Consider the following 24,505-nt stretch of genomic DNA (forward strand, 5'->3'; position numbering starts at 1 on the left):
TCGCGGCACACGCCATCGCCCAACCGCTGGTGACCCACCTCTACACGGCCGACCCTTCGGCCCACGTGTTCGAGGGGCGCCTGTACATCTACCCGTCGCACGACATCGACAGTGGCGCGCCGTTCGACGATGAAGGCGGTCACTTCGGCATGGAGGACTACCATGTGCTGCGGATGGATTCGCCCGAGGGCGAGGCCACCGACTGCGGTGTGGCGCTGCATGTCCGCGACGTGCCCTGGGCCGCACGGCAGATGTGGGCGCCGGACGCAGCCAGCCGCGATGGCCGCTATTACCTCTATTTTCCGGCCAAGGACGGGGAGGGCACGTTCCGTATCGGCGTGGCGGTGGCGGATCGTCCGGAGGGCCCGTTCACCCCCGACGCCGAGCCGATGGAGGGAACGTACTCGATCGATCCGGCCGTCTACGAGGATGACGACGGCACGCATTACCTCTATTTCGGCGGCATCTGGGGCGGTCAGTTGCAGAACTACCGGGACAACCGCTTTGACGCCGCGCACAAGGAGCCCACCGGCGATGCGCCTGCGCTTGGGCCGCGCGTCGGCCGGCTGGACCCGTGCATGACCCGGCTGGCGGAGCCCACGCGGGAGGTCATGATCCTGGACGAGCACGGCCAGCCGCTGCGCGCCGATGACCACGCGCGTCGCTTCTTCGAAGGGCCGTGGTTGCACAAGTACCAGGGGCGGTATTACCTGTCGTACTCCACCGGGGACACGCACCTGCTGTGCTACGCCATCGGCGACAGCCCGTATGGACCGTTCACCTACGCCGGGGTGATCCTCACGCCCGTCGTCGGCTGGACCACGCACCACTCCATCTGCGCCTTCGAAGGCCAGTGGTATCTCTTCTACCATGACGCCCTGTTGTCCGGCGGGGTGACCCACCTGCGCTCGGTCAAGTGCACCCCCCTGCACATGGAGGCCGACGGCAGCATCCGGACGATCGATCCCTATGGCGCTTGAAACGGCCTCACCCAAGGATGATGCGGAGGCGCCGCTGCCTGGTGGGCGCCTGTACTGGTTGCGGGCCGGGAGGCTGGAGGTGGCGCTTGCGCCGGAAGCCGGTGGCCGCATTGCCCATCTGCGCTACGACGGCGTGGAGTGGCTGGTGGGCGAGGAGGAGGTTGGGGCGGCTGCGATCGGCTGGGGGTGCTATCCGATGGTGCCGTGGGCCGGGCGCATCCGGCAGGGGCGCTTCGTCTTTGAGGGCACGGCGTTTGAGCTGCCGCTGAATTTTGGCGCGCACGCGATCCATGGGGTGGGTTTTTCACGACCGTGGCATGTCGACAGCCTCGGTGCGGATGCCGCGACGCTGTCGCTGGCGCTTCCTGAGGATGCGTATTGGCCGTTTGGGGGGCGTGCCACGCAGGTGATCCGTGTGACGCCCGACTGTCTCGAGCTGCGGTTGGCCGTGCAAGCCGGCGACAGGGCGATGCCGGCCGTGCTTGGCTGGCACCCCTGGTTTCGCAAGCCGGATCAGGTGGTGTTCGCCCCCAGTGCGATGTATCCGCGGGACGGGGAGGGGATTGCGACATTGCCTTGCGTCCGCCCCGTGCCTGGGCCTTGGGATGACTGCTTCCTCAACCAGCAGGAGGTGGCGATGGTGTCTGGGGAACAGGTGCTGCGTATGCGCGCAGACACCGGTCACTGGGTGGTGTACGACGGCGCGGCGCATGCAACGTGCGTGGAGCCGCAGACGGGGCCGCCGGATGGTTTTACGTTGCTGCCGGGCCGGCTGGAGCCGGGGCAGATGCTGGAGCTGACGTTCGAGCTGCAGTGGGCCGATGGCAGTGGCAACGGCGATGAAGCCCGGTGAAACTCCAGTGATGCGCTCCGCTGGAGAATTCACGGCGGAGGAACTGGACGGCGGCGACCCTGTCAGGACCTCCCCTTGAAGTGAAGCGTCTCTTTCCATGTCCACCAAGCATCTCACCACGATCAATCCGCTGACCGAAGAAGTGCTCGCCACCTATTCCTACATGTCCGACGCTGAGGCTGCTGCGGTCGTCAAGGCAAGCCATGAAGCCTTTATGCAATGGCGTCTGCGCAGTCTCGATGATCGAGCAAACGTCATTGCGGGCATCGCCAAGGCCCTTCGCGAGCGCAAGGAAGAGTTCGCACAGCTGATGACCGACGAGGTCGGCAAGCTCATCGAGGACAGTCGCACTGAAGTCGAACTGTGCGCCGCCATCTGTGACTACACCGCCAAGCAGGGGCCTGTCGTGCTGGCCGATGAGGAGCGCGATGTGGAGGGTGCCACCGGCATTGTGACCCACGCCCCGATCGGTGTGGTGTATGGCATTCAGCCGTGGAACTTCCCGGCGTACCAGGCGATCCGCTATTCCATCGCCAGCCTGATGGCCGGCAATGGCGTCCTGCTCAAACACGCCGAGAGCTGCACCGGTAGTGGCTTGCTGCTGCGCGACATCTACGAAAGTGCCGGGCTGCCCAAGGGGCTGTTCGGCGTGCTGTTGATCAGCCACGACCAGTCCAATGACATCGTGGAAAACGATCTGGTGCGCGCGGTGACCCTGACCGGGAGCGAAGCGGCGGGACGCACCGTGGCAGCCAAGGCCGGTGCGGCCCTCAAGAAGACCGTGCTTGAGCTGGGCTCCAACGACGCTTATCTGGTACTGGACGACGCCGACCTGGATCTGGCCGTGGCAACCTGCGTCAAGGGCCGCCTGTTCAACAACGGGCAGACCTGCGTCAACGCCAAGCGTTTTATCGTGACAAAGAAGAACTACGAGGCCTTCGTCAGCGCCTACGCAAAGGCCTTCGAAGCGATCCGGATGGGCGACCCGAACGCCGAGAACACCCAGCTCGGCCCCATGGTCTCCAAGGCGCAGCGCGACAAGCTGCACGAACAGGTGACCAGGAGCGTCGCGCAGGGCGCGCGTCTGGTGGTGGGCGGTGACGTGCCGGACCGCACCGGCTGGTTCTACCCGGCCACGGTGCTGGCGGACGTGGCACCGGGGCAGGTGGCCTACGAGGATGAGCTGTTCGGCCCTGCAGCGGCCATCATCCGCGCCGAGGATGATGAGGATGCGCTGCGCATCGCCAACGACAGCCGCTACGGCCTGGGCGGGGGCATCTTCAGCCGGAACGTGCAGCGCGCCCGGGAACTGGCGAGCAAGTACTTCGACACCGGCATGGTCTTCATCAACACCTTCGACGTCGCATCCCCGGCGCTTCCGTTCGGTGGTGTGAAGGCGTCCGGCTATGGCCGTGAGCACGGTCCGGAAGGTTTGAAGGAGTTCGTGAACGTCAAGTCGATCAAGATTCCGGCTGCAGCGTCGGCTTGAGTTCAACACTGGCGCCGCGCGGCCCGGCATCGCGCGTGCGCCTTTCGTCCAAGTCGGGGGAGAATGGCTTGGTGGAAGCAGAGGGGGCGCCGGTAAGCGCTTGGTCAGGGATGGCTAGGCGCGAAACCGGAAAGCGAGTGGTGCGTTACAAGGTGCGAATACAGCACTATTTTCACGCCAATCTCAAAAATTCCTAACCCTGATGATAAGGGCTCGTTATCAGGGGGCGGGTAGGGGGCCGCTCGTCGCCGAACGCGGACGCACGGTTGTGGACTGCAGTCAGCAGGATCCAACTATTGAGTAGGGGTCTCTGTGGCGAAAAGAGCGCCGGGCTCGGTTTTACTACACGTCGATGACCAGCATGCCCCGGCTTATTCGTAGCGCAGGGTCACCGTCGCCGTCGCCGCGACGCTGCCGACGCCCGGTGTCTGCCCAGCAAGACGCCAGTAGCCGGCGCGCAGGCGCAGCCGCGCCGCTTTTCCGGTCACGGCGGCGGCACGCTCGCTGTCCGAGCCGTCCGCCGCGATGACGCGGTCGTCTTCCGATACGAGCACTACTGCAACGCCGGCAGCATCGCCGGCATTGCGGAAGTGGGTGGGTTCATCCGGGTCCGGACTGCCGTTAAAGCGGAAGGTGGCCTGTCGGACCGCAGGCGCGCATCCCTGCAGGTTCAGTTCGAAGCTGACGTAGTGCGAGCCTCCCGATGCAGGCAGCTGGCTGGCAGCGACCGGGTCGAGCATCACCAGCCTGTCCGCGCTGCCTAGCGACCAGTCGCAGGTGCCGATCATCACCTCACCGGTCAGGTTGAAGTCTGTTGCCTGCACCGGTGCGGCGGCGAGTGCGCAGGCCATGCCGACAACACTGCAGAAGGGTGGGGACGCCATCGCCGTTTACTCAGTTGTAGGACAGCGTGACCGTCACCGGCGAGCTGATCCGGCCGGCGGCCACGCTGGCGGCGGACTGACGCAGCCGCGCACGCAGCAGGTAGGTGCCGGTCGTGGTGGTGTACGGCAGCGTGGTGCCCGCCGGCACCACAGCCGCGCTGGTGGTGCCCTGCTGGATTTCGATGCCAACCCCGCCCAGGCCACGGAAATATGACGCCTGGGCGGTATCGGCCAGGCCGGTGATGCGCATGGCGATGCGGGTGATCAACGGATCGCAGCGGGTCACTTGGATGGGGACGTTGACCCAGGCGCCGGCGTAGGCACCGGTGAACTCGGTGGCGTAGTACGTGCCCAGGTCAACATCGCTGGCGGTGAACTGGCAGACGCCCGGCAGGATCTCGCCGGTGAGGTTGAAGGTCACCGACTGGGCGTGTGCGGTGTTGGCAGCGGCAAGCAGCAGTGCCGCGGTCAGGCAGTGGCGGGTGTACGTCATTGGAGTCCTCAGTTGTAGGTGAACTGCAGCGTGATCGGGGTGCGGACCTGGCCGGCGCTGACCCCGGCGCGGGTCTGCACGAAGCGCGCCTGCAGCTGGTAGATCGCGGTGCCGGCACCGGCGGCCCAGTCGAACGCGGTGCTGTTGGGCACCATGCGTTGATTGCTCAGGTTGCCCAGCTCGATGGCGATACCGGTAAGCGATCCGCTGGCCGTGCGTGCGGCGAAGTACTGGCTGTTGTCCGCGCTGGCGGTGCCGTTGGCGCGCAGGTGCACCACGGTGATGTCCGAGGTACAAGCGCTGCGAGTGATGGTCAGCCGACGCCAGCCGGTGCTGGTGCTGCCGGTGAACGTGCTGGCCTGGTAGCTGCCAAGGTCGGCGTCGGTCACCGAGAAGGCGCAGGTGCCCGGTTGGAAACGGCCGGTGAAACGCACGGTCAGGTCGGCCGCAGTCACGCTGCCCGCCCCCAGCGCGCCGGCCGACAGCGCAAGCATCCGCATGCAACGGACGGTGCGCGTGTTCACTGGTACACCAGCGTGATGGTGGCCGCGCCATTGGCCTGGCCCGACGTGGGCGTTGCCCCGGTCTGGTAATAGCGTGCCTTCAGCAGGAGGGTGTAGCTGGAACCGTCGACCTGGTTCAGCGGGAGGCCGGCGTTGCGCGGCGTGCCGAAGCCGACCGGCACAAGCGTGGAGGTACCGACCTGGATGCCGATACCGGTGGCGGTCTGGTTGACCCCATCCGGCTGCAGGGCCATCACCGACTGGGCCGTGTTGACGATCGCAGTCACTGGATCCACCCGGTACTGCAGGGTATTGGCCATGCCGCCCTGCGTGGCCTGGCCTCGGTCGTTGTAGGTGCCCGACAGGCTGCGCGCATGGAAGGCCGGGCAGTTGTTGAGCCGTACCGGCACGTCCACCCATGCAGTACCCGTGCCGACGCCGGCCAGCGCGGTCATCGGGTGCGTGCCCAGATTCACCAGCACATCCGGCGTGCTGCAGGTGCGCGAGACGATGTTGACCTGTCCGGTGAACTGCGCCTGCAGCAGGTCCAGCCGGTTGTCGCCCTGCACGTTGAACCAGGGTGAAGGCAGGCCGCTGCCCTGGATGCTGCCGGCGCCGACGGTGGCAGCGGTCTTGAACAGCACCAGGATGTACTGGGTATCGGCGAACAGCGAGATGCGCGGGTTGCCGGGGGCTGCGCTGTAGTCCAGTGCGTTCTGCACCGGAAGCGCGGTGGTGCCCGGGCCGATCAGCACCGCGGCACCGATGCCGGGCACGGCGGTGGTGTAGATGCGCGCGCCATACGTGGGGTGGGTGTAGCTCGACAACGGGTACGGCGTGGCGCTGTAGGCACGGTGGTAGGTATAGGCCGCGCGGTCGCAGGCCACGGTGAAGTCGCGGGTTGTGGAGAAGCTGCGCCGGTAGATTTCCGCACCGATGGGCAGGTCGCGACCGACGGTGATGGTGCCGGTGATCGGCACGCTGAAGCGCAACGCGGTGGGGAACTCGGGCAGGTAACTGCAGCGCCCTGCCTGTGCCGGCGAGGCCCACAGCAGGCCGAGCAGCGCCAGGGCGGCGGCGGAGACGAGGAGGGAACGGAAATGCGGGCTCATGGGGCACCGGAATCCTGCAGTCGTGCACTGCTGGAGGAGGAGGGCGGCCGCTGCGTGGGATGGGCGGCGGTGGTCGGCGCCGGCTGCTGTTCGCATACGGCCTGGAGGGTTTCGTAGCCACCGCGCGGTCGCGCAGGGTGCTTGTGCAGGGTCACCCGGACCTGGCAGCGATCCTGCAGGCCGTCGCCCCAGCGCACGCTGATGTCCCCGGAGTGCTGCAGCCCGTTGAGGAACAGCCGGCTTCCCTGTCCGGCCACGCCGACCACCTGGCCCTGCGCGTCGAGCACGTCCGCGCCGAAGGGGATGGCGCGCCCGTCAGTCAGCGTGGTCTCGATGATCACCGCGCGTCCTGCGCTGCTGTCGTAGTCCAGGCGCACCACCGCGCCGGCGCGCGGCACCACCCTGCGGTTGGTTTCCTTGAAGGTCACGCCCATGCCGGCGCCGCGCGGATCCAGCGCGATGTCATTGAGTTGGTAGGGGATCAGGTAGGGAACGATGGCGTAGCCGCGCGCATCGATGCGCGTGCCTTGTCCGTTCTCCACGCGCGCGCCCGCCGCGCCGGGTGCATGCACCAGCCCGACGGTATCGCCCAGCGGCGGCGACAGGGTCAGCCCCCCTGCGTGCAGCACCATCCCGCCGGACATGCCCGCGCCGAACTGGCGATAGCCGGGGCCGCGGCTGGCGTTGGCCGTGAGTTGTCCGTGCTGGCCGGCGTACTGACCATGCAGGTCCAGCGCAGTGGCAGACGCCGCGCGCGACAGGCCCGCGCCCCAGCTCAGCCGGTCCTCGCTGCCGCCCGTGCCGCTGACTGCCAGCCGGGTCGTGCTGCCGCCCTGCTGCGAGCGATTGACCAGCGCCGTCAGCGCCGGTGCGCGCGGCGCACGGCCAAGCGGCACGCTCAGCGTGAAGTAAAGTCGTGTGTCGCTGCGCTCGGTGCGCAGCGCAGGTGCGGTGGCCTGGACCGCGCCGGGAATGCTGTCGCGCAGGCCGCCGGCCTGCCACGGCGCCAGGCTCTCGCGGGTGCGTTGCACCGACAGGCCATAGCTCACGGCGCCCCAATGGTTGCTGTAGCCGGCGGTGAAATCCAGCTGGCGGCCGGCATCGCCCCAGAAACTGCGCTGCGAGCCGATCAGGTACAGCTGGCCGGCGCGTGCGCCGAGCGACTGGTTGACGCTGATATCCATGCGGTTGCGCTGGCGCGACACGATGGCGCTGCCCTCGCCGCGCGCCTGCGCATCGCGCATCAATGACACGTCCTGCAGGCTGACAAAGCCGCTGGTGGAGTACCGGTAGGCGGCCATGGCGAGATCGGTGCCGGTGCCGACGAAATTCTTGTTGTAGCTCAGCCTCATGCTGGCGCCGTGGCGGGCGGGCTCGGTGCCGATGTGGGTGCTGGCGCGGGTCAGGTCGAACGCGTACGCGCCACTGCGCGTATTGAGTGCCGCACCGGCCAGCACGGCCTGGTAGCCGCTGCCTGCGATCGCACCGGTGTAGCCGGTGAGCGCATTGCCGAGCCCGCGCTGGTAGGTGGCTTGCAGGATGTCAGGCGGGTCGCGGCGATCCGGATCGGCGACCCGGCCAGCGGTGATGCTCCAGCGGCTCTGGCCGGGGCGCAGCAGTTGCGTCACCGCCGAAAACGGCACGCTGTAGCGTTTGACCCGGCCGTCGGCTTCGGTGATCTCCACGTCCAGGTCGCCGCCGTAGCCGGTCGGGTACAGATCGTCGATGGCGAAGGGACCGGCCGCGACGCTGGTTTCGTGGACCACGGCGCCGCGCTGGCGGATCACCACGCGCGCGTTGGTATCGGCGATGCCGCGCACCACCGGTGCAAAGCCGCGCAGCGACTGCGGCAGCATGCGGTCATCGCTGGACAGGCGTGCACCGCGCATGCGGACGCTGTCGAACAGTTCTCCGGAGGTGAAGGTATCGCCCACCACGAGTTGGGCCTGCCAGGCGGGCACGTCGTGCTGCAGGTAGGCCGCGCTGCTGCGATAGCGGGCGTGGCCGTGTTCGCTCCAGCCCAACGCGCCCTGGTGCCTGAACTGCCAGCCTCGCGCGTGCAGGGAGCCGTTCAACCCCAGGTAGCCGCTGAGCTGGCCGGTGCCATTGCCTGCGCTGCGATACAGGTTGGTGGTATATCCCAGCACTGCCGCCGGGATGCCCGCATCCCACTGCGAGACATCGACCAGGCCACGGGCGTGGCGCAGCGTGTGGATCTGCGGCACCGACAGGCGTAGCACCTGGTTGCCGGCATCGAAGGTCGCCGTCGCACCGGGAATGTAGTCGCCCAGCGGCCCGCAGAAGGAACCGGCCGGGATCGTCTTGCGCGGCGTATCGACCGGGTCGTCCTGCAGGTGGTCCAAGTCCACGCCGTAGCGCCGCAGCGCCTCGGCGGTGAAGCAGGGCTGTGGGTCGTCCTGATCGGGGGCGTCGATGTAGACGATGTCCGTGCGCGCGCGCCACTGCTGGTTCATCACCACATCACCGCGATAGGTTCCCGGTGCGACGTAGCCGCTGCGACCGAACCGCGCCAGATCCACGGCCGCAGCGCTGCCACGCGGGAAAAAGTCCGCATCGAAACTCACGTTGCCGCTGGCGGCGGCGCTGCCGGCACCGGTGGCCAGCGTGGACGCGCCGGCACGCGCCGACAGCGCCAACGCGACCAGCATCGGCAGCATCGCCGCGCGTGGCAGGCCTGCTTGGCGGGAAAGGGGGAGGCTCATGGAGAAGCGCCGTGCCGTGAGTGAGACGACACTCAGGGCGTGAGCGGCCGATCCAGCAGGTTGAGCGCGCCGAAGTCGTTGATCACCGCAAACTCTGCCTGAAGCGCGCCGGCCGGACGGTGCATTACATCCTTCAGCGGGAACACGGCCACCGCGCCGGGCGCGACCATGCCGCCCCCCTGGTCACCCAGTGTTCCCTGCGCGGTCTTCAGACCCACCTGGGCGAAGTTGACGTGGTAGGCGCCGGGGTTGCGCACCTGCAGGGCAAGGCCCTTGCCGGCGGGCGCATCCACCAGCGACCAGGTCAGCCCGTCGACGGTGCCGGCGAGATCGCCGCGCAGGCCGACAGGCCGGAAAAACAGCTTGATCCGGGTGCGGAAGGCGAACTGCAGGACATTGCGTTCGCTGCTGTTGTCCGCCTTCGGCGGCACTTCCAGCACGTTCACCCAGAACAGGGATTCCTTGTCGGTGGGCAGCGCCTCACCGGTATACATCAGACGCACCGCCTGGCTGGTCTGGCCATCCATGCGGAACATTGGCGGCGCCACGTTGAACGGGGCCTTGGCGGTGTCGGGCGTAGAGCGCTCGTCACCGTCGTCCAGCCAAACCTGGATCAATGCCGGCGAGGTGCTCTCGTTGTTGAGCTTGAGCGTGACTTCCTGGTCCTGCGCCGGGTACACCACGCGGGTGCCGCCAATCACCACGCTCGCCTGGGCGGGCGCGGCGAGCATGCACGCGATCGACATCACGGCGGCCAGGCCGCAGCGGATCAGAGGGTTCATGGGTTGCTCCAGGCAAAGTGCGTCGGCGGGTCGGGCGACCCGCCGACGCAAACAGACCCCGGGGGAGGTCAGTTGTAGGAAACGGCGTAGACCACGCTGGTATCGACCAGGCCGGGGGTTGCCGCACCGGTGGCCAGGTACTGGCTCTGGAAATCGATGATCGCGGTGTTGTTCACGATGGCCGGGCTGCGCACGCCATTGGCCGGGTCGGCCATGTTGATCGGGGTGCCGTCGCCTTCCATCACCTGGACCTGGGTGAGGGTGGCTTCACCGATGAGTGCGTTGGTGAGGGCGCCGGTCATCGGATCGATGCGCGGGCTGGAGGCCAGGAAGGACATCGTGGCGACCTTGCCGTTGACGCAGGAGCCCTGGCCCGGGCCGCCGATGATCACCTGGAACGGCTTGGCACCGGCGACGTCGCCGGCAGCGGCGAGCAGCGATGCGCGCACCGGATCCAGCGCCACGACGAAATTTCCCGTGCCGCCATCGGTGCCGGAACCGCCGCTGATGGTGCAGGTTTCATCGGTGACTGCGCCGGTGAAACGGATGGTGCCGCCGGTGGCGGCCGCGCTGGCGGCGCCGACAACGGTCATGCCCAATACGAGGCCGAGGGCGGAGGCAAGCTTGATGTGCTTCATTGCGATCACTTCTTCAGGAGGAGGTGGACTGCCGTAACCGGAACACGTCCGGCCAAGCGCATCGTAGGCAGTCGTGCGCGGTGCCCCTATCGGACTGGACCCATTTGCGCGCTGGCATCGGCCTGGCTGGAAGGCGCAGCCGTATCGGCGTCCAGGACATGCCGCACCCAACCCTGGCGCAAACGTTCGCGCTGGCGCGGAGAGGCGTAGAGGTAGCGATTGACCGCTGCCAGGAAATCGTCCTGCCGGCGCTTGTCCAGCGCGCAGAACGCCAGCAACAGGCGCTGGATGCGGTATTGATCGGGTGATTTCACGGTGTGCCACCTCGGGGAAATCCGTTCCGCCAGGTACAGAACGGCCACCTCCAGAGTAGGTGGCGATGGCGCGAGGGCAATCGGACCGGGCCCGGATTTGGCCCTGCGCCGCACGCGCCTCAGGCGTCGTCGTCACCGGCGTTGCTACGCGATACCTGCGAGGCCTGCACCAAGCCACTGCTGATCGCATACCGGAAGATGTCGCCATCGCGGGCAAGGCCCAGCTTGCGCATCGCCGACATCTTCTGCGTGCTGATGGTCTTGCGACTGCGACCGACGCGCTCGCCTATCTCGGCCACAGAAGAACCTTCGGCGAACATCCTGAGCACCTCGCTCTCGCGTTTGGTCAGCGTGCCCTGCGCGGCGGAATCACCGGGCGCGGGCGGCTGCTCCAGCAGGCGCTGGATCACCGGCGACAGGAACGGCTGCGCGGCCCTGGCACAGCGAATGGCGTGTTCCAGGTGCAGGTGCGGATCTGTCTTGCCGACGATCACGTCCACGCCCACCTCCTGGATGCTACGCAACACCCGCGGATTTTCCACGCCGGTCAGCACCAGGCGGCGCACCTGCGGAAAACGCCGGTCAAGGAAACGCAGCAGCGCGATGCCATCGCCGTAGCGACCCTGCGGCATGGAAAAATCCGCGACCACCACGTCCACCTGCTGGCTGGCCAGCAGGTCCACCATGCCGGTCGAATCGGCGGCCAGGCCGACGATCTGGATGTCTGCTACAGCGGCCAGCATGTGCTCCATTCCGGCCAGCAGCACGGGATGGTCATCGGCGATAACAACGCGGATATTCAAGGCGATGCGTCCTTTGATGGGGAGGGGGTACGGCATCTGCCGCGCCCTGGAACTACCGCTTGCGGGGCTATGATACGCTGACCCACGTCGGCGTTTTTGTGCCTTGCGCTGCCCTGCAACCGCCTGGAGAACTGCATGAATACCAAGCCTTTCCGGGTTGCCGTGGCCGATGACCACCCGATGGTGCGCATGGGCATCGAGAGCAGCCTGGACGCTTTCCCGATGATCCAGGTGATCGGCGCCGTGGCCGATTCGAGCGAACTGGTAGCGTTGCTCGATGCACAGCCCTGTGATGTGCTGATCACCGATTTTGCGATGCCCGGCGGCGCCCATGGCGATGGATTGCAGTTGCTGGATTTCCTGCATGCGCGCTACCCCGGCATGTTGATCGTGGTAATGACCGGCATCGACCAGCCGGTGATGATCCAGGCCATCCTGTCCCGTTCCGTTGCCGGCCTGCTCAGCAAGGCAGACGATGTCTCGCACGTTGCGCTGGCGGTGACTGCCGCGCATGCCAACCGCCGTTACCTGTCACCGACCATCGCCGCACTCTCCCCGTCGCTTCCGGGCCAGCGGCGCACCACGCAGTTGTCGCCGCGTGAACACCAGGTGCTGTCGTTATACGTGGGCGGCCAATCGATCAGCGCGATCGCAGAACAGCTGCAGCTGCGCAAGCAGACGGTCAGCACGCAGAAGGTCAGCGGCATGGCCAAGCTGGGGATCGAACGCGACGCGGACCTGTTCAAGTACGCCGCCGAGCTGGGCCTGACAGGCCCCAGCGACGACCGCTAGCCGATTCAGGGCGACGCCGCATGCGGCAACGTGGCCTTGCCGGCGATGCCGTCGACTTCGTTGGCGGGCTGGGCGATGGCTGGTGCCGGTGCGGCCATCCCGGCGACCACGATTGTCCAGCCTGGCGTTGCCGCGCCCAGGCGCCCGCGCAGGGCGGCAACGGCGCCCGGGTCCAGCGCTGCGTCCGCGCCCGTCGTGGTCGGGGGCAGGGTCACCACGATGCGCTTCTGCAGGCCATCGAGCATCACATCGGCGGTGATGTCGCCCAGCAGCGTGCGGATATGTTCCAGGGTCCATGCGTCCGCCTCGGCGCGCAGCTGGCGGGTCTGCTCGGAGAGTGCGTTGACACGCAGCCGCAGTCCATCCAGGTCGGCACGGTCGCGGCGGCCATCGTCGCTGGCTTCCAGGGTCTGCCGCACCCGCAGTGCAGGCGCCTTGGGCAGCCGCGCGGCCAGTCGTGCACCCAGTTCAAGCTGGGCATTGCCGATGTAGGCCGGCACCATCGCCACCAGGTCCACCGCGTAGCCCTGGCCGCGGCGTTCCACACTGATCTGCTCGATCGATCCGCCACGTGCCTGCAGGTATTTCTGCACCACCGCACGGGTCTGGTTCGCCGTCCAGGTCTGTTCGCCGATGTTGCGCAGCGCCAACCCCAGCGGCAGCGCCAACAGCATGAAGGTGGAGGCAATGACGATGGCCTGCCACGCCGAATGCGTTGGCGAATTGTCCACGCCGAAGCCGTACCATTTGGCGATCAGCGTGACGCTGAGCGCGATCGCGAGGAGATTGGTCATGAACAGGAAAAACGCGCCGCCAGCGATGCCCAGGTCACCGGTGGCCAGCCCAAAGGCGACCACGGCCATCGGCGGCATCAGTGCGGTGGCGATGGCGACCCCGACGATCGCCTCTCCCTTGCGGGTGATAACCGCATAACCGCCGGCCAGGCCGGACAGAATCGCCACCAGCAGGTCGAACAGGGTCGGCTGGGTGCGCGCCAGGATTTCGCTGGTGGCCTCGCGCAACGGCGACAGCCACACGATGCACATGGCCGTGGCCAGCGCCAACAGCACCCCGGCCAGCAATGCCAGCAACGCCCGGCCCATCATGCGGAAGTCCACCACGCACAGCGAAAAGCCGAGCTGCACGATCGGGCCCATCAGCGGGGAGATCAGCATCGCCCCGATCACCACGGCCGCCGAGGACTGCAGCAGGCCAAGGATGGCGATGCCGCAGGACATGACGGCCATGAACGCAAAGCGCGGACTCAAGCCGCCTTCATCGGCCACGTTGTCGATGACCGCCGCATGGTCGACGTGATGGGCCAGGCGGCCACGCAGTCGTCGCCACAGGCGATGCAGCGTGGTGAGCGGCGCGGCGGAATGAGAGGGCGCAGACTTCATGGGGCCATGCCCCCGCGCTCGTGCATATTGCCGCGCTGCAGGCGGGCGAAGTACCACAGCAGGTCCAGGGCTTCGAACAGGTTGCGGCGGCCCGCCAGCAGCTGGCGTCCGCGCATCACGTTCCAGTGCCCGTAGCTGGTGCGGAACAGATAGTGGTGGGTGGCATCAGGCATACAAATGCTCCGGCGGACGACATCGACCGCGCGGGGCATCATCGGCGATGCCCGTTCATCGCCCCATCAGACGCGGCCTATTTGGGCCGGTCATCCCGACTGTCGCCGAGGTCGTCGTCACAGGCGTCCAGCAGGGTCGACAGATCCTCGATCAGCTGGCGTATCGGCTCGGCCAGCGTGTGGGTCGGGGCATCGTGCAGCGCCTGCTCGAACGCGCCGCAGCGCTCGGCGAGCGTGCGCTCGCCCAGCATCTGCAATGCCCCCTTGAACGAATGCAGGCGCTCGATGGCCCGCACGCTGTCGTCTGCACGCAGCGCGTCTGACAACTGGGCCAGGTCTTCGCGTCCGGTGTCCACGAACAGACGCAGCACCCGTGGCGGGAATCTGTGCGCCTGCGCCTGCGCCGGTGCCGCAGGTGCAGGGACAGGGACAGGTGCGCCGGCGCTGACGCGGGAAGGGGGTTGCTGCGCGTCGGCGTGCACATATCGGGCCAGCATCGCATCCAGCGCACCCAGGCTCATCGGCTTGAGCAGGATGTCGGTGATGCCGGCGGCCCGGCAACGCTCGCGCTCGCTCGACAACGCGGTGGCGGTGATCGCCAGGATCGGTAGGCGCGTATCGCGTTCGCGCAGGGCGGTGGCCAGCTCGTAGCCGTTCATCACCGGCATGTTGATGTCGCTCAACACAGCCACGTAGTGACCGGGCGCCCAGCGCTGCAGGCCCTGTTGGCCGTTGTCGGCGGTATCGACCAGGAAGCCCAGTTCCTCCAGCTGCTGCAGGATCAGCTCACGGTTGACCGCGTTGTCTTCCACCAGCAGGATCCGCCCGCGCCGGGCGGGCGGCGCGGCCGGTACGGTGGGGCTGGCCACGGGTGAGCGCGGGTGCGCCAGGATCGCGTCGACCAGCGCCGCGCTGGCGTAGCAGGACACCTGCAGCTGCCCATCCACCAGCCGGGCGACCAGCGGCCCGGCGGCATGCGCGCGGATCACCCGCGCATGCGCGTCCACCAGGCGTTGTTCCTCTTCCTCGCTCCACGCCCGGCGTTCCCCGACGATCACCAGCACCGCATCGCCCGGTTCCATGCTGCGGGGGCGGTCCAGCACCGTCAGCGACGCGCCCAGTCCGCCAAGCAGCGTATCGAACTCGGCGCGCCACTCCGACGCTGCCGACAACAGCGTGATCGCCAGCCCCTGGAGCACAGGCGCTGGCGGGGTCGCCTCGGCGGAGCACGCTACCGGCACCTCCAGGGTGAACACGCTGCCCACGCCTGGCGTGCTGTCTGCGTGCAGGCTGCCGCCGAGCAGGTGGGCCAGCTGCTGGCACAGGGCCAGGCCCAGGCCGGTGCCACCATAGCGGCGCGAAATGCTGGCATCGGCCTGCGAAAACGGCTGGAACAGATGCGCCATCTGCGCCGGCGTCATGCCGATGCCGCTGTCCACCACCTGGAACCGCAGCATCGCCGTGTCCTCGGCCGCGCCCGCTGCCTGCGTCACCCGCAGCAGCACGCGTCCGTCGTCGGTGAACTTGATGGCATTGCTGAGCAGGTTGTTGAGGATCTGGCTGATCCGATGGGCGTCGGCGACATAGCCACCGGCCAGGGCTGGATCGATCGCATGGAACAGCTTGAGGCCCTTCTGCTGCGCGGCCGGTGCATACAGCAGCGCGGACTGCTCGATCAGCGCGCGCAGCGTGAAGGGCAGGGGGTCGATGTCCAGCTGGCCCACTTCGATCTTCGAGAAATCCAGCACATCGCTGATGGTGGCCATCAACGAATCGGCTGACAGCCGGATGCGGTCCAGGTGCTCGTGCTGGGCCTCATCCAGGCGCGAGCGCGAGAGCAGCTCAAGGTGTCCCAGCACGCCGTTGAGGGGCGTGCGTATCTCGTGGCTCATGGTGGCCACGAACGCGCTCTTGGCGCGGCTTGCCGATTCCGCCGCCAGGCGCGCGCGCTCGGCATCCTGGCGCGCGGCATCCAGCTTTTCCTGCAATTCCAGCTGCGCGGTGACATCGCGCAATGCGCACACCCACACCGGCTGGTCCTGGTACGACGCCGTGGCCATCACCACCTGCAGTTGGCGGGTGCTGCCGCCGGCATCCTCCAGCGACCAGTGGAATTCCTGCGGCACCGCGCTGGACGGGCTGTGCACGTGTGCCACCAGCCCCGCATACAACGTGCGCTGCGCCGGTGGGTGCCCGGCAATGGCCCGGGCCACGTCGTTCTCGGCCAGCGGCGTGCCATCGCGCGGGTCGAGCAGGCACAAGCCGACCGGCGTGGCTTCGATGATGGTGCGGCTCAACGCTTCGCTCTCATAGACGCGCGATGCATCGGCCAGGGCCGGTGCGAAGACGCGCCGGTCGAGCAGCAGCAGCAGCGCCCAGAGGATGCCCAGGATCAGCACGGTCGCGCCCGCACGCAGGGCCAGGTCGTCGCGCTGGTCGGTGAACAGATCCCGCCAGGTGTAGAAGTGCACCATGGTCCAGTCCACGCCGCCGATCGGGCCGGCAACCATGAACAGTCCGTCGCGGTGCAGATAGACCGGTGTGCCGCGTTGGAGCGGCAGCGTCAATCCACGCAGGGCGGCGTCCGCGTTGGCCGGCATCGTGCCGCTGGACAGCACGTGCTTGCCACTGCGCGTCACGATCAGGAACGCGCCGGGGGTGGATGCGGCCAGCCTGGCCTGGACCAGGTCGAGGCGTTCAAGGGTGACATGGCGGATGTAAGCCTCTCCATGTGTGGCAAGCGTCAGCACCCCCACCAACGCCTGCTGGTGGGTCAGCGGGTTTTCGCCCATGAAAGACACCAGGCGGCCTTCGGCATAGGCGCTCTGCAGCGGGCCCGGTGCCGGGCGGATGCCGGCCAGCCGTTCTTCATGCACGGTTAGCCGCTCGAAGGCCTGCGCGCGGGTGCCGACCTTGAGCATCTGCAGCAGTTCGACCTCGTCCCGCACGCCGGTCACCGCGACCAGCCTCCGGGACGGATCGTAGACGTACATGGAGGGCGTCGCCCCAGCCTGCAGCGCGGTGATGCTGACCGCCGCGTAGGAGGAGTACTCCTGGATCATGCCCAGGTAGGCGGCCAGCACCTGCGGTGGCAACTGCTGCGTGTCGCGCCCGAGCACCAGCCAGGGCACGGCAGTCTTGCCTTCGGCACGGATCACCAATTGCTCGCCGGCGGCGGCGAACGCCTGCCGCAGCGGCTCGCCGTTGCGCGCCAGCAGCGGTTGCTGCGCGCTCCAAAGCGCGTCGTTGGCGTTCATCGCATTGGCGTAGGCGCGGTCGCGCTGGCCCAGGTGGAAGTCCACCGCCTCTTTTGCATGCAGGTACTGCTGGCGCTGGCTGGCGTGGAAATCGCGGATGCCCAGCAGCACGCTGATCGCCGCCGTGGAGAGGATCAGCACCGTCACCAGGATGCCGCCGCCAAACAACAGCCGGCGCTGGTGCCGACGCAGCGAGGACAACCGTTCAACCGGGCTGGAGGGTCTGCTCATGCCCAGATGGTGCGCCAACAGGCCTGTGATTTCCATCGCAGGGCGCCCCACCGACGGCGTCACCGCGGCCCATCGCCGGGAGGCGTTGCGGGTCGGGTCCTGCCACGCAGCAACTGCAGCAGTGCGTCGCTGGCGTAGCACGACACGCTCCAGCCATCGGCGAGGCGCTGCGCGGTGAGCGGGCCGTCTGCGCGCACGCGCACCACCGCGGGGTGGTTCCGGTACGCCAGCGGCAGCTCCACCACGCTCGTGGAGCGCTCGAAGACGATCACCGCATCTGCCGGCATGTCCTGTTCGTCGTCGGACGCTTCGGGATCGGCGCGCACCGCGACCTGCGCGCCCCATCCTTCCAGCCGGCGCACCAGTTCGGTCCGCCAGTTGGCCGAGCGCGAGACCAGCGCCAACCGCATGTCCGCCAACGGGTAGTCCTCCGAGGGGGTCGGCAGCCGCTGCACCGGCACCTCGAAGTGGAACACGCTGCCCACGCCGGGCGTACTGTTCACAGCGATGCAGCCGCCCATCCGCGCCACCAGTTGCTGGCACAGCCACAGGCCCAGACCGCTGCCCCCGAACCGTTTTCGGATCGATGCATCGGCCTGCACGTAGGGCTCGAACAGGCGCACGCACTGCTCGACACTCAACCCGATGCCCGAGTCGGCCACTTCCAGCCGGAGCAGGGTCTGTCCGTGCTCCTCGCGGATGCTCGCGCGCAGCACGATACGACCGGACAAAGTGAACTTGACCGCGTTGCTGACCAGGTTGCGCAGTACCTGTTCGATACGCCCCTGCGCGCCGCGGTAGACCGCGCCGGTGCATTCGGCCAGTGACACGTCCAGGTCCACGCTGCGTTCCAGCGCAAGCGGCGCATACAGCATCGCCACCCGCTCCAGCATCTGGGCCGGTTCGAACGTGGCCTCGTCGATGCCCAGTTCGCCAGACTCGATGCTGGACAATTCCAGCACGTCGCTGATCGTGGCCAGCAGGGCATCGGCCGACTGGGTGACGCGTGACAGCCGTTCCTGCTGGGCGTCGTCCAGGTTTGACCGTGCCAGCAGCTCCAGGTGCCCGAGGATGCCATGCAGCGGCGTGCGCAGTTCGTGGCTGATGGTGGCCACGAACATGGTCTTGGCCTGGCTGGCGTTCTCCGCGTCGATGCGGGCGCGCTCCTGCCGTTCTTCCAGCTGGATGCGTGCGGTGAGGTCGCGCAGGGCGCACAGCAGTACCGGTCGGTCCTGGTAGATCGCCCGGGCCGCGCCCACCAGTAGTTCGCGCGGGGGGCCGCCATCCGGATCGGGCACGGCCATCTGGTACTCGCGGCCTGCGGCGGTGATCGGGGCGCCCTCGAAGCCGCTCACCAGGTTCTGGTACAGCGACTCGCCCGCGCCATCGACACCGGCGGCATAGCTGCGCACCTGTTCGTTCTCCAGCACCGGGCGGTTGCGTTCGATGTCGATCAGGCACAGGCCGACCGGCGACATTTCGATCAACGCGCGGTTGACCGCTTCGCTCTGGTAGACGTGCACGGCGCGTGCGATGAGCGGCGCCAGCACGCGCCGATCCAGGCGCAACAGCAGCAGCCAGACCCCGGCCATCAGGCTCAGCCCCAGCGCGACCATTGCCGCCATATTCCAGCCGCCGTCGCGCAGGATGTCCTGCCAGCTGTAGACATCCACCAGCGACCAGTCGGTGTCATGCACCAGATTGGCGATGTAGTAGCACCCGTCCTGGCCGTGACGGGTAAGCGCGGCGCGCTCGGGTGTCCATAGCCCGGCGGCGTGCAGCGCGCTCAGCGGGATGGGGGCCGCAGCAGGGCGGGTACCCATCAGCACCCGGCCATTGGGGGCCAGCACCATGAGGTGTCCATCATCGCCACTGCCCAGCAGGGCAGCGAAGCGCGCAATCGGCTCGAAGGCAACGAACGTGCCCACGTCGGTGTCGCCGTCGAGAACTGAAAACGCCGACACGAGGCTAAGCTGCCCGCTCACCGGGTGCGCTGCGATCCCGCGCCGAACCCGCGCGCCTTCCCGGGAGGGATGCAGCCCCGGGATGGTGTGACCGGAGTGGGTCGGCGGCGCGAGCTGGCCATAGGCGAGCAACCGCGCGAACAGCGCGTCGCGGGTGTCCGCCTGCAGCGACCGGGTCAGGTGCGCTTCGGTCAGGCCCTGGTTGAGCACGATCAGTCGCCCACGCGCGTCATGGAAGAAGGCGGGTTCGGCAGCGGCCTGCTGCGGATCGGTACTGGAGACGCTCATGATGATCGACAGCGCCGTGGCAAAGCGCAGGTAGCGCTGCAACCGCGCCCGTTCCCATCCTGCGGTGCCCCGGCCCAGAACCATCTGCGGCACGCTGTCGGCGCCGGCATTGGCGAGGTCACGCTCGTGCTGGCGCAGGAACGTGGTCGCGGGATCGTCGCTGTCGAAGCTGCTGGTCCACACCTCCGGCGGATGCCGCCAGGCGTATTCAGCCATGTTCTGCAGGCGCGCCAGATCGACATCACGCTGGGCAAGGGCGGTGTTCAGCGCCGTGGCGGCGCGACCGAAGGCGGCCTTGCGTTCGTCGTGGTAGCGCTCCACGTGCATCGCGACGGCCGCGAGCATGCCCAGCGCGATGACCAGGCTCAGCAGGCTGCCACCGGCGAAGAGGATGCGCCGGTGATGCCGGTGCAAGGCCATTACATCCTGCTGTGCTCCGGTATCCCGGGCAGGCAACGGGGCGTACAGGCGCCGCAGTGCGTTGAACATGAGGGGCTCCGGCAACGGGCAAGGCAACGACGCCCGCGCGCCGCGACAGTGATGAGGATCGGGCACGCCAGACGGCGTGCGCGGAGGAGGCCAAAGGATGGAGAGCGCTCCCTGCCGCTCCCATAGGACCGGGCCCATTCCCGCCGCCTCGCCGGGCCAGGGCGTTGAATCCATTGGGGAATCGCTGCTGAAGCCTGCGCTACCTGCGCGTCGTTTTGGGCCGTGTCCGATGGGGCCGGCGCGCCCCCCCACCTAGCCTGTACTCCGACGCAGCAGCGCCATCCCGGTGCCGTCGCCCTTGTCCCTTACGGAGTACACCCATGAACATCATCTATCGCATTGTCAGGAACGCGACGACCGGCACGTGGATCGTCGCTTCGGAATTCGCCAAGGGCCGCGGCAAGCAGCCGACCCGTCGCGCCGCGGCGCTCGGTGGCCTGTTGTCGCTGTCGCTGGCCGCCGCTGCCGGTGCCAGTGAACCCATCGCCGCAGAGGATGCGGCGTGCGTGGACGAGCACGGCATCCAGGTTGCCTGCGCTGCCGAAGGTGCTCGTTCGATCGGTGTGTTCGCCGATACCGACCCGGTCAATGTGGGCCAGCTGCGCGGCAGCGTGCAGAGCGTCGCCGATGCACTGGGCGGCGGTGCGGGCGTGGATGCCGCCGATGTACTCACCGCGCCGAGTTATGTGCTGGGTGGCGCGACGTACACCAACGTCGGCAGTGCGCTGACCGGGCTGGACGCGCGCGTGACCAGCAACGAAGAAGCGATTGCCAATATTCCCAATGGCAGCCGGTTCATCTCCGCCTTCAACGGCAGTGGCACCGCGGCCTCGACCCCGACCGGCCCGAATTCGCTGGCGGTGGGTCAAAACGCCTCTGCCAGCGGCAACGGTGCCAACGCGTTCGGTACCAACTCGCGCGCGAGTGCCAACGGTGCCTTCGCCGTGGGTGCCGGTGCGCAGTCGTCGGGCAACAACGCCAGCGCGCTGGGCTACGGCGCGGTGTCTTCCGGCGGTGGGAGCACGGCCGTGGGTGGCGGCGCGCGCAGCACGGCGGCGTCTGCTGTAGCCATCGGCCAGAATGCCACGGCTGCGAGCGTCTCCTCGACCGCGATCGGGCAGGGCGCCAACATCGCCGCAGCCAGCACCGGCTCGGTGGCGATCGGCAACGCAAGCACAATCACCGGCAGCGCGATCAATGCCGTGGCCCTGGGCACCCAGAGCCGCGTCACCGCCGCCAATGCCAGCGCCCTGGGCGACCAGGCCCAGGCTACGGCCAGCAATGCCGTGGCCATCGGTTCGGCCTCGCTCGCCGACCGCACCGACAGCGTTTCCTTCGGCACCGTGGGCGCCGAGCGCCAGCTGGTCAACGTGGCCGACGCCACCGAAGCGACCGATGCGGTCAACCTGGGCCAGCTCAGCGCCGCCTCGTCGAGCGCGGCTGCCGCCCTGGGCGGCGGTGCCGGCGTCAATGCAGACGGCACCCTGAGCGCACCGAGCTACACCGTGGCCGACCTGGCCAATGGCGGCGATGCCACGGTCGACAACGTCGGCGATGCGTTGACCACCCTCAACAGCAGCGTGCTCAATGTCGATGGCCGCGTCAGCGCGCTGTCCACCGCGATCGACGCAGGCACCGTCGGCCTGGTCCGGCAGGCCGATGCCACCGCCGATGTCACCGTGGCGGCCGCCAGCGCCGGCAGCCGGGTCGACTTCAGCGGTACCGCCGGTGCCCGCGTGCTCGACGGCGTGGCCGATGGCGCGCTGGCTGCCGGCAGCCAGCAGGCCGTCAATGGTGGCCAGCTGCAGGCCACCAACGCACAGGTACTCAACAACACGACCAACATCGCCAACCTGCAGGACGGGCTGAGCGGTGCCACCCGCTACGTCAAGACCAACGGCCGTGGCGACGACAGCGATGACGCGCAGGCGACCGGCCTGGGGGCGGTCGCGCTGGGACGCCTGGCCAACGCCGGCGTGGCCGATGCCATCGCCATCGGCACCGCGGCACGGGCGCAGGGCACGGCCAGCATGGCGCTGGGCGCCAATGCCAGCGCCACGGGAGAAGGCTCCGTCGCCCTGGGCGCGGGGTCGGTCGCCGACCGCGAGAATGTGGTCTCGGTCGGTGCCGGCCCGCTGATCGGCAACGGTACCCGCCAGATCATCAACGTCACCAACGGCACCGAGAATACCGATGCGGTCAATGTGCAGCAGCTGCGTCCGGTCGTGTCCGCCCTCGGCGGCGGGGCGGCGATCAACGCCAGCACCGGCACGGTCACCGGCCCGCGCTACAGCGTTCAGGGCACCACGCATGACAACGTCGGCGATGCACTGGGCGGCGTGGATACAGCACTGACCACCCTCGATGGCCGCGTGACCACCACCGAGGGCGACATCACCACCATCAACACCGTGCTCGGCAACCTGTCTGGCGGTACCGCTGGCCTGGTCCGTCAGGCGGCCGCCGATGCGGTGGTGACCGTGGCAGCCGCCAGCGGCGGCAGCCGCGTGGACTTCAGCGGCACCGACGGTGCGCGCCAGCTCAAGGGCGTAGCCGATGGCACCGACACCACCGATGCGGTCAACGTGGCGCAGCTGAGCGCGGCCATTGATGGCGTACGCGGCGGTGACACCCGCTACTTCAAGGCGGGCGGCAAGAATGACGGTAGCGACGACGCCGTCGCTGCCGGCGGCGGTGCGATCGCCGCCGGTGCCAGTGCGCAGGCCAATGGTGCCGGCTCCGTCGCGCTGGGCCAGGGCGCACAGGCCCGGGCCGACAACAGCATCGCACTGGGGGCCAACTCCATCGCCGACCGCGCTAACGCCGTCGCCGTCGGTGCGACCGGTGCCGAACGCCAGATCACCCACGTGGCTGACGGCAGCGAAGACACCGACGCGGTCAACCTGCGCCAGCTCAAGGCCGCCGGCCTGATCGGCGATGCCGGTCAGAGCCTGGATGCAGTGGTCTATGACCAGGACAGCCAGCGTTCGCAGGTCACCTTTGCCGGTGCCAACGGGACGGTGCTGGCCAACGTTGCCGACGGACGCATCGGTGCGGGCAGCCGCGACGCCGTCAATGGCGGGCAGGTGGCCGCACTGCGCGACCAGCTGCAGGACCGTATCGGCGACATCGACAACCGCGTCACCCATATCGAGAACAATCCCGGTGCCGGTAGTGGTGACAACCCCTACTACGACGCCTCTGCCGGCGGCGGCAGCACGGTGATCCCGGCTGATGCTGGCAGCGTGGCCAGCAATGGTGGCCCGGCGACGGCAACGGGGCAGGGCGCCGTCGCTGCTGGCGCAGGTGCCAGTGCCTCGGCCAACAACGCCGTCGCGCTGGGCGCCGGTGCGGTCGCCGACCGCGAGGACACGGTGTCGGTGGGGCGCGCCGGTGGGGAGCGTCAGATCACCAACGTGGCGGCTGGCGTACAGGGCACCGATGCGGTCAATGTGTCGCAGCTCAATGAGCGCATGGCTGATGCCAACGCCTACACTGATGGTCGCATGCAGGACATGTGGGACAACGTCAACGATCGCTTCGACCACGCCAGCCGCCAGGCCAACCGGGGTATCGCCGGTGCAGCTGCCTTGGTCCAGGTGACGCCGTACCTGCCGGGCAAGTCCGTGCTCAATGCCGGCATGGCCACCTATCGCGGTGAGACCGCGCTGGGCGTGGGTGTGTCGCGCTGGAGCGACAACGGCCGGGTCAACGTCAACGCCGGTGTCTCGGCGGCTCGTGGCGACCGCCCGATCTTCCGGGTGGGCGTGGGCGTGGTGCTGGGCGACTGATTACGCCGTGACAGTTATCGGATAACGGGCGCAAAGCGCCCGCTATCCTCACTTGTAAGTCATGCTTACATGATCACCGCGAGGCTCGAAGTAGCCGGATCCAACAATCCACAAGTTCAAGGTGCCGGCAAAGGTGTGGCAAGGCCTATCTATGCTCACCGTGTTTCTGCTGCTGTTGTGGGCCGGCTGGTCATACCTCAAGCCAAAGCCGCAACACCCAAAGGCGCAGGCCTCCATTTCCCCCGATGAGTACGCTGCCCGCCATAGGCCTCGGATCGCCACCCTTCCATGGTCAGCCCCCGTGTTTGATGAGCGCTCTGTGGTGTCCCAGCCGGAGCTTTACTGCATGTCGTCAGGGCAGGGGCCTGAGACCACCTGTACGTGCCTGACCGAGCAGGGAACTAAGGCCAGGGTGCAGCTTGAGATGTGCAAGCACCTCGCCCTCAACGGGCCGGCTTACAACCCCTATCGCGCGCCTCGCGAGCCTTCCCCGGCTGGCCAGGTCGCTGCCGCCTCGGTCTCGCACGGCTCGTTTGCGCAGCCTGT

At 68.0% G+C, this 24,505-nt stretch carries 18 protein-coding genes; 5 read left to right on the forward strand and 13 right to left on the reverse strand.

Annotated features, from left to right (window positions below; all coding sequences use genetic code 11):
- Positions 1 to 14 precede the first annotated feature (14 nt).
- From M2421_RS01070 to M2421_RS01080, 3 genes are all read left to right on the forward strand, one after another.
- The gene (locus M2421_RS01070) at positions 15 to 980 is read left to right on the forward strand and encodes a glycoside hydrolase family 43 protein (RefSeq protein ID WP_310439311.1); all 966 of its coding nucleotides are present in this window, start codon (positions 15 to 17) and stop codon (positions 978 to 980) included.
- On the forward strand, positions 970 to 1,833 hold the full coding sequence (locus tag M2421_RS01075) for an aldose epimerase (protein WP_259202673.1): 864 nt from the start codon (positions 970 to 972) through the stop codon (positions 1,831 to 1,833). Before M2421_RS01070 ends, M2421_RS01075 begins: the two co-directional genes overlap by 11 nt.
- Before the next feature lie 97 nt (positions 1,834 to 1,930).
- Positions 1,931 to 3,322, forward strand: coding sequence for an aldehyde dehydrogenase family protein (locus M2421_RS01080; RefSeq protein ID WP_259202675.1), 1,392 nt, complete (start codon positions 1,931 to 1,933; stop codon positions 3,320 to 3,322).
- 371 nt (positions 3,323 to 3,693) lie between these two features.
- Here M2421_RS01080 and M2421_RS01085 read toward each other — a convergent pair whose 3' ends face one another.
- The 9 genes from M2421_RS01085 to M2421_RS01125 form a co-directional block, all read right to left on the reverse strand.
- Positions 3,694 to 4,173, reverse strand: coding sequence for a fimbrial protein (locus tag M2421_RS01085; RefSeq protein WP_259202677.1), 480 nt, complete (start codon positions 4,171 to 4,173; stop codon positions 3,694 to 3,696).
- 43 nt (positions 4,174 to 4,216) lie between these two features.
- Positions 4,217 to 4,699 carry a fimbrial protein gene (locus tag M2421_RS01090; protein WP_259202679.1) on the reverse strand — a complete coding sequence of 161 codons (483 nt, stop codon included), beginning with the start codon at positions 4,697 to 4,699 and terminating at the stop codon, positions 4,217 to 4,219.
- A gap of 8 nt (positions 4,700 to 4,707) precedes the next feature.
- Positions 4,708 to 5,199, reverse strand: coding sequence for a fimbrial protein (locus tag M2421_RS01095; protein WP_259202681.1), 492 nt, complete (start codon positions 5,197 to 5,199; stop codon positions 4,708 to 4,710).
- A gap of 20 nt (positions 5,200 to 5,219) precedes the next feature.
- Complete coding sequence (locus M2421_RS01100) at positions 5,220 to 6,314, reverse strand: fimbrial protein (RefSeq protein ID WP_259202683.1); 1,095 nt, start codon at positions 6,312 to 6,314, stop codon at positions 5,220 to 5,222.
- Positions 6,311 to 9,037 (reverse strand): fimbria/pilus outer membrane usher protein, encoded by a 2,727-nt coding sequence (locus M2421_RS01105; RefSeq protein ID WP_259202685.1) that lies wholly within the window; start codon positions 9,035 to 9,037, stop codon positions 6,311 to 6,313. Before M2421_RS01105 ends, M2421_RS01100 begins: the two co-directional genes overlap by 4 nt.
- Positions 9,038 to 9,069: 32 nt before the next feature.
- Positions 9,070 to 9,819: a fimbria/pilus periplasmic chaperone gene (locus M2421_RS01110; protein WP_259202687.1), complete on the reverse strand. Its 750-nt coding sequence runs from the start codon at positions 9,817 to 9,819 to the stop codon at positions 9,070 to 9,072.
- A gap of 68 nt (positions 9,820 to 9,887) precedes the next feature.
- Complete coding sequence (locus M2421_RS01115; RefSeq protein ID WP_259202688.1) at positions 9,888 to 10,457, reverse strand: type 1 fimbrial protein; 570 nt, start codon at positions 10,455 to 10,457, stop codon at positions 9,888 to 9,890.
- Between the two features lie 86 nt (positions 10,458 to 10,543).
- Complete coding sequence (locus M2421_RS01120; protein ID WP_259202690.1) at positions 10,544 to 10,771, reverse strand: hypothetical protein; 228 nt, start codon at positions 10,769 to 10,771, stop codon at positions 10,544 to 10,546.
- 119 nt (positions 10,772 to 10,890) lie between these two features.
- Positions 10,891 to 11,751, reverse strand: coding sequence for a response regulator (locus tag M2421_RS01125; protein WP_259202692.1), 861 nt, complete (start codon positions 11,749 to 11,751; stop codon positions 10,891 to 10,893).
- On the opposite strand from M2421_RS01125, the gene M2421_RS01130 reads away from it, so the two are divergent.
- A complete protein-coding gene (locus M2421_RS01130; RefSeq protein ID WP_259202693.1) occupies positions 11,710 to 12,366 on the forward strand; it encodes a response regulator transcription factor in 657 nt (218 codons plus the stop codon). The genes M2421_RS01125 and M2421_RS01130 overlap by 42 nt on opposite strands.
- Positions 12,367 to 12,371: 5 nt before the next feature.
- On the opposite strand, the gene M2421_RS01135 is transcribed toward M2421_RS01130, so the two are convergent.
- From M2421_RS01135 to M2421_RS01150, 4 genes are all read right to left on the reverse strand, one after another.
- Positions 12,372 to 13,766, reverse strand: a complete 1,395-nt coding sequence (locus M2421_RS01135) for a DUF389 domain-containing protein (protein ID WP_259202696.1) — start codon at positions 13,764 to 13,766, stop codon at positions 12,372 to 12,374.
- Entirely contained in the window at positions 13,763 to 13,939 is a 177-nt protein-coding gene (locus M2421_RS01140; protein WP_259202697.1) for a hypothetical protein, read from the reverse strand. The genes M2421_RS01135 and M2421_RS01140 overlap by 4 nt, the downstream gene beginning before the upstream one ends.
- A 77-nt stretch (positions 13,940 to 14,016) precedes the next feature.
- A complete protein-coding gene (locus M2421_RS01145; protein ID WP_259202699.1) occupies positions 14,017 to 17,427 on the reverse strand; it encodes a hybrid sensor histidine kinase/response regulator in 3,411 nt (1,136 codons plus the stop codon).
- 59 nt (positions 17,428 to 17,486) lie between these two features.
- On the reverse strand, positions 17,487 to 20,168 hold the full coding sequence (locus tag M2421_RS01150; RefSeq protein ID WP_259202700.1) for an ATP-binding protein: 2,682 nt from the start codon (positions 20,166 to 20,168) through the stop codon (positions 17,487 to 17,489).
- A gap of 320 nt (positions 20,169 to 20,488) precedes the next feature.
- Here M2421_RS01150 and M2421_RS01155 point away from each other — a divergent pair, with 320 nt between their 5' ends.
- Positions 20,489 to 23,959, forward strand: a complete 3,471-nt coding sequence (locus M2421_RS01155) for an ESPR-type extended signal peptide-containing protein (RefSeq protein ID WP_259202701.1) — start codon at positions 20,489 to 20,491, stop codon at positions 23,957 to 23,959.
- The last annotated feature ends 546 nt before the right edge of the window (positions 23,960 to 24,505 follow it).

The sequence above is a fragment of the Stenotrophomonas sp. BIGb0135 genome, from assembly GCF_024810105.1.
GTDB lineage: Bacteria > Pseudomonadota > Gammaproteobacteria > Xanthomonadales > Xanthomonadaceae > Stenotrophomonas > Stenotrophomonas maltophilia_AB.

What these genes read in the sequence shown, in the direction of transcription:
- M2421_RS01090 (WP_259202679.1), bottom strand. Translation starts at nt 4,699, where the DNA reads ATGACGTACACCCGCCACTGCCTGACCGCGGCACTGCTGCTTGCCGCT.
- M2421_RS01135 (WP_259202696.1), bottom strand. Translation starts at nt 13,766, where the DNA reads ATGAAGTCTGCGCCCTCTCATTCCGCCGCGCCGCTCACCACGCTGCAT.
- M2421_RS01100 (WP_259202683.1), bottom strand. Translation starts at nt 6,314, where the DNA reads ATGAGCCCGCATTTCCGTTCCCTCCTCGTCTCCGCCGCCGCCCTGGCG.
- M2421_RS01080 (WP_259202675.1), top strand. Translation starts at nt 1,931, where the DNA reads ATGTCCACCAAGCATCTCACCACGATCAATCCGCTGACCGAAGAAGTG.
- M2421_RS01110 (WP_259202687.1), bottom strand. Translation starts at nt 9,819, where the DNA reads ATGAACCCTCTGATCCGCTGCGGCCTGGCCGCCGTGATGTCGATCGCG.
- M2421_RS01075 (WP_259202673.1), top strand. Translation starts at nt 970, where the DNA reads ATGGCGCTTGAAACGGCCTCACCCAAGGATGATGCGGAGGCGCCGCTG.
- M2421_RS01140 (WP_259202697.1), bottom strand. Translation starts at nt 13,939, where the DNA reads ATGCCTGATGCCACCCACCACTATCTGTTCCGCACCAGCTACGGGCAC.
- M2421_RS01155 (WP_259202701.1), top strand. Translation starts at nt 20,489, where the DNA reads ATGAACATCATCTATCGCATTGTCAGGAACGCGACGACCGGCACGTGG.
- M2421_RS01105 (WP_259202685.1), bottom strand. Translation starts at nt 9,037, where the DNA reads ATGAGCCTCCCCCTTTCCCGCCAAGCAGGCCTGCCACGCGCGGCGATG.
- M2421_RS01145 (WP_259202699.1), bottom strand. Translation starts at nt 17,427, where the DNA reads ATGAGCAGACCCTCCAGCCCGGTTGAACGGTTGTCCTCGCTGCGTCGG.
- M2421_RS01150 (WP_259202700.1), bottom strand. Translation starts at nt 20,168, where the DNA reads ATGTTCAACGCACTGCGGCGCCTGTACGCCCCGTTGCCTGCCCGGGAT.
- M2421_RS01130 (WP_259202693.1), top strand. Translation starts at nt 11,710, where the DNA reads ATGAATACCAAGCCTTTCCGGGTTGCCGTGGCCGATGACCACCCGATG.
- M2421_RS01085 (WP_259202677.1), bottom strand. Translation starts at nt 4,173, where the DNA reads ATGGCCTGCGCACTCGCCGCCGCACCGGTGCAGGCAACAGACTTCAAC.
- M2421_RS01095 (WP_259202681.1), bottom strand. Translation starts at nt 5,199, where the DNA reads ATGCGGATGCTTGCGCTGTCGGCCGGCGCGCTGGGGGCGGGCAGCGTG.
- M2421_RS01115 (WP_259202688.1), bottom strand. Translation starts at nt 10,457, where the DNA reads ATGAAGCACATCAAGCTTGCCTCCGCCCTCGGCCTCGTATTGGGCATG.